Consider the following 4891-nt stretch of genomic DNA (forward strand, 5'->3'; position numbering starts at 1 on the left):
CCATCACTGATAAACAGCCGTCCTTCCCGCCCGGCCACCTTGGTCTTGCTGCTGGCGAAAAAGGCCATCATGCCGCTGTAGCGGCTCAGCTCCTCTTTCAAGGCTTTTTCTTCACCTTTGCCGTACACATTCACTAACACCTTAAACATTGAGCCTTTGTCTGCACCATTAAAAAACTCTGCCCCATAGTTTTCGTGATAATCTCCGAGTTCGTCTTTGAGTGGCTGAAGATTGGCAACTAATAAATTTCTTTGCAAACAGACGCCCGCTTGCTTATGCGGCCAGGGCTGATATTCAATCTTATCTATCGCCTGACGCATCCAGTGCAGCCGCTGCTGCAATATCTCATCCACATTGGGCGCATTGCGGGCTATAAACTTATTGGCGCTGCCTTCAACACTGAGCCCCAACTGCTGCTCCGGAAAATCCTTGAAAAAAAAGCTGGCAAACTTATGTTTTGTATTTGATTCAGGACTACTACGTCTAGAGCCCTCATAAAAAACCACCGTCTTCAGTTCTCGTTCCAAGTCTTTAATAACGTATTTTGTGGGTCGATATCTGTCTGCCTTACTGCGCAATTCCTCCACATAAGCCAGCCATTGCTCAAGCCTGTGTTCACCGGTTATCACCCCTTTCTTGCGGTCGGTATTGTTCTGATGATAGATGTTGATAAAAAACTGCGGCTGACCATAACCCGAGGTGAGCAGTTGCATCTCTTGGGGTAACTCAAACTCAAAACGGCCCACGCAGTGTTTGGTAAACACCATACTCGCCGGTCCTTCTTGCATTTTTTCCGCTTGTGCCATCACAACTTCTCCCTGCCAAAAACAAACTAATGCCAGACTGCCGAGCAGCCCGCGTTTAATCCTCTTGCGATAACCTTCTGCCATCTCTACCCCTTGAATTTCTGGTGAATATCCGGCAGCCAAGACTGAAGCACACCGACCATCAGCTCCCTGACATCGGGGCAATTGTAAAACCCCTGGTGATCCTGGGTCGCCACTAAGCCGATGGTCTGCACCCCTTTGGGATACTTGCCCGCGCCTTCATGCACGGTACCATCACCCTTGGCCGTCTCGCTACCCAACCTGAAGCTGGCGCTTTGAGCCCTAGGCGGCATGTGGGCATGCTGATGGCCATAGCGGTTCTGCTCCATCCAGCTCTTTAACTTGTCTTGATGCTCCGCCAGCTCACTGCTACTCAACAGCTTGACTTCGCCCTTGACCGAGAGCCAGTCATGGTTTTCATCGCCTATGACTTGCCAGCGCTCCACCGCCGCCGTTTCCAGCCCCGGGGTCAAGCTGTTCTGCAGCTGCCACTCACAGGTATCAAACGCCTTGGTGTCCGGGTTATTGCTGTAGAGCAGTGTGGTCGTTGCGTGAAAGTTAGCCGCCAATTTATCGTGAAAGGTTTCACAGGCATCAATACGATCCAAAAATGCCTCTTTATGCTCTTCAAGCTGCTCATCGGTTGGATTGGCCAGCTCAGGTGCCAACAAGGGAGGCTGCACCAGGCTGTACCAGGTATCGAAACGGCGGTAGAAGTCATAAATGCCACTGCCATAGCCTATCTGCAACAGTTCTCGTTTGTCAGGCTGTTTCGCCGGGTCCTTATTGACAAACAGCCACTCACCCTTATTGGTCGCATCCACATAGAGCTTATTGGGCATCAGCTCCAGCCCGCCCTGACAAAAGCCCAGTATTGCCGTGGTATCGGCGGCGTTCTTGCCCAGCACCATTTTGACGACCTGCCCCACAGCACCGTGGCCGACGGCGCCGCAGCGAAACTGAAAATAGGTGGAGGGGCTGCCGTGGGTTGGCATGGCGCCATGGATAACGGCTTCGACTTGAGATTCCAGGCCGCTTAAGATAAAGCCGGCGCGGGAGGCGTATCCGCCCATGGAGTGACTGATAACCACAAACTTAATATCGTCCCTGGTCAGCCCCAGGTTATCGCCTTCTTTATCTTCTTCGAGCAACTGTGCCCTGAATTCCTCAAGTTTATCCTTGAGTCGCTCTCCGGCCACTTTATTGCTGAGCATCCAGTTGTAGCCCACGGCAAATACCGGGAATTGCAGCCCGGGATACAGGCGTTTAAATAACGGCTCCTTCGACTCAAGATATCGAAGCAGCGGGCCATAGCTGTCCCACAGCACTTCGCCCCAACCCCGACGCTTTTTGAGTTCCATCTGCGACTTGGGTACTGAGGTATAGACCCTGAAATAGTCTTCAGTACCTGGATCCACCTCTAATAAATGATCATCCCGATCGATAATCGGCCTTTTTTTATACTCCGTGTTACCATCAACCAACAAGGCCTTACGTTGCACTGGTCCGGCAAAAATCAAATCTTTGATGCGAGGCCAGGCGGCGGCTTTGGTTCGGTACTTACGGCCGGTTTCCGCTATTCCGCGCCCCTTTTCCTTTATCCCTATCCACTTTCGATTAAACCATTTACCTATCCCCTCAAAGAAACCATCATCATCGTCCGCCTGCGCCGCAGCAAGCTCGGCTTCACGTTCGGCCTTCAACTCCATGGCGGTACTGCTGGGACCACTGAACTTTCCCCCGGCAGCGGGGTCCCACACGGACTCCTCGCTTTCCCCATTCATCAAGCGGGTGCCCATAATGCCGGGGACGAACACCAGCGCCACAATACCCTTGCGGCATTTACAATCAGCGTTACAGCTCATAACCAGACTCCATGGTAGAAGATTGCTGTTCCTTGGCCCACTGCAACAAGATAGCCGCTCGTCCTGAAGGCAATCCGGTCTTGGTGACTATGGCACTCACTTCCGGGTCATCGAGTGACACTTGTGCCAAAAACAAGGCCTCGGCCACCAAGCGCAGATGACTCAGCTCGGTGAATCCATATTGATAAGCCTGACTCACTTGCAGCTCGAGCCAGTCATAGCATACCTGCTCATCTGTTGGTGGATTTTCCAGTGATAATAGGTGACGTGCGAGGGCATGGATCTGGTTTCGCCTTTGCCAGTTTGGCATCGCATCCATGATTTCCTGACTCAATTCCCAGCTCATTCGCTTCTCCTTAAGACACTGTCAAGGCAGCATCTCCCTGAATGACTTTGCCACCATGGGCCGTGGACGCACCCTGCAATACCACGGCGATGCCATTGACCGTCAAACTCGGATGTCCCTGAACCAGGGTATCTGGCCCGCCAACCTGGCAGTCACACTTGTGCCCGGTTAAGGCCACAGGAATACCGTTGACCGTTAGAGCACTTTCTCCCTGGTTTATCGGTCCACCAACATGAGGGGTATTGCCGCTGAACATAGGGCAAATATGTTGATGTCCTTTCAATGCAACCGGAGTCCCCATATTAATCCTCCTTAATCGATATCGCCTGGCAGCCGTATCCGTCCGGCTCCCTTTGCCAATTCAGCCAATGGCTATTGAAACGAAAGGGGTTAAGCGATGCATAGAGCACTGACCCCAAAGGCTCCAGAAATACATCCCTTCTGGCTTGCGTTTCTTCGGTTAAATAGTGATGTAAGACCCTGGGGTCGTAGAAACGAAAACGAGTAGTTTCACCATCAGGCTTGACGGCATACAACCTTTGCCCCAGTGCTTCTTTCAGTGGCTGCAGGGCTAGCTCACTCTTGCACCACAGCGCGCTGTGACCATGGGTGTCTTTCTCCAGCATCAGTTTTATCAGCTCGTCCTGTCCCGCAAGATGGAGTAACCAAGGGCCGTTATCCACCAATGCCTGATCCCGGTAATCAAACAGGCTATGACACTCGGCTCCGGCCCCTTTGGCAAACCACAGGGGCTCTGGGCATAGCGCTGCATCCAAGACCAAGTAGTTGGGCCCAAACGCCTTGAGGCTATTTTCCTTCACCATAGTCATACTGTTATTCTCCGCAATCGGGACAAAGATCGACTATCGGGTTGCCCTCTTCTGCGGCACTCTTCAGTGTCGCCAATTGGGGCTTGGCCCCGGTTGTCACAGCCACTGGCCCCTTGAGCTTGATATTGGGAGCTTCGAGAGTGATCCCGCCGGAATCTATGAGTATCTTGCCTCCTGGCCCCTGAATAGTGACTTTCTCCGAGCCATTGAGGGTGAGCGACTTGGTGTGCACCAGCACACTTTCACCGGCTTCCAATAACACCTTTCCCTCAACCTTCTGGGTGTAGTGGCCGCCCACTTCCAAATCGTGATTGGCTCTGGAGTACTCGTGACGACGATCCATGACTTCGAGGCGATAATGACGCTTGATCAGGGTTTGCCTGTCTCTGGTCACTTCCAGCTTTTGATCCTGACCAATCAATGCCTGCTGATCTCGACCTATTTCCAGAAACTCATCCTGCCCCACGTTCAGGCGCTGATCCCGTCCTATGTGCTTTTCTCTATCGTTACCCACCTGATAGTGCTGGTCGTGGTTGATTTCCAGCTTATGGTCTTTCTGGGCATGCAAATAGATGAGTTGATTTTCGGCGGCATCCTCAAAACTCAACTCATTGAATCCCGGCCCCTTGTGGGTTTGGGTCTTGAGCACGGTTTTGGTTTTGTTGGTCGGCAATACATAGGGCACAGGATTGGCAGCATGGTATGTGCGACCGGTAATGATAGGTTGGTCCGGGTCGCCTTCAAGAAAAGAGACTATGACCTCATGACCAATGCGTGGAACCGCCATAAAGCCGTACTGGCCACCGGCCCACCCCTGGCTGACTCGAATCCAACAGCTGCTCTGCTCATTTGCCTGGCCATATCTATCCCAAGGGAACTGCACTTTAACCCGACCATATTTATCACAGAAGATTTCTTCATTTTTAGGCCCTACCACGGTAGCCATATGAGGACCCGTTACCAAGGGTTTGGTCTTGGGCATAGCCAACCAGGGAAGGTTACCCTCTATCGCATGAAAACCGT

The 4891-nt window shown here is 52.2% G+C and carries 6 protein-coding genes; all 6 read right to left on the bottom strand.

Features of this window, described 5'->3' with window-relative positions; all coding sequences use genetic code 11:
- On the bottom strand, positions 1 to 890 hold an 890-nt coding region (locus CX651_RS20020; RefSeq protein WP_101057214.1), incomplete at its 3' end, for a hypothetical protein.
- A 2-nt stretch (positions 891 to 892) separates the two neighbouring features.
- The gene (locus CX651_RS17450; protein ID WP_101057216.1) at positions 893 to 2692 is read right to left on the bottom strand and encodes a lipase family protein; all 1800 of its coding nucleotides are present in this window, start codon (positions 2690 to 2692) and stop codon (positions 893 to 895) included.
- Complete coding sequence (locus tag CX651_RS17455; RefSeq protein ID WP_101057218.1) at positions 2682 to 3038, bottom strand: hypothetical protein; 357 nt, start codon at positions 3036 to 3038, stop codon at positions 2682 to 2684. Before CX651_RS17455 ends, CX651_RS17450 begins: the two co-directional genes overlap by 11 nt.
- Before the next feature lie 10 nt (positions 3039 to 3048).
- Positions 3049 to 3339 carry a PAAR domain-containing protein gene (locus CX651_RS17460; RefSeq protein ID WP_025012114.1) on the bottom strand — a complete coding sequence of 97 codons (291 nt, stop codon included), beginning with the start codon at positions 3337 to 3339 and terminating at the stop codon, positions 3049 to 3051.
- A gap of 1 nt (position 3340) precedes the next feature.
- Positions 3341 to 3868, bottom strand: coding sequence for a DUF4123 domain-containing protein (locus CX651_RS17465; protein WP_101057220.1), 528 nt, complete (start codon positions 3866 to 3868; stop codon positions 3341 to 3343).
- Between the two features lie 4 nt (positions 3869 to 3872).
- Positions 3873 to 4891: type VI secretion system Vgr family protein (locus CX651_RS17470; protein ID WP_157822698.1), on the bottom strand; the 1019-nt coding region annotated here is incomplete at its 5' end.

The organism is Shewanella chilikensis (assembly GCF_002836945.1).
Taxonomy (GTDB): Bacteria; Pseudomonadota; Gammaproteobacteria; order Enterobacterales; family Shewanellaceae; genus Shewanella; species Shewanella chilikensis.

Bases quoted from the DNA above. Each gene is read 5' to 3' on its own strand.
- CX651_RS17465 (WP_101057220.1), bottom strand. From the start codon at position 3,868: ATGACTATGGTGAAGGAAAATAGCCTCAAGGCGTTTGGGCCCAACTAC.
- CX651_RS17450 (WP_101057216.1), bottom strand. From the start codon at position 2,692: ATGAGCTGTAACGCTGATTGTAAATGCCGCAAGGGTATTGTGGCGCTG.
- CX651_RS17455 (WP_101057218.1), bottom strand. From the start codon at position 3,038: ATGAGCTGGGAATTGAGTCAGGAAATCATGGATGCGATGCCAAACTGG.
- CX651_RS17460 (WP_025012114.1), bottom strand. From the start codon at position 3,339: ATGGGGACTCCGGTTGCATTGAAAGGACATCAACATATTTGCCCTATG.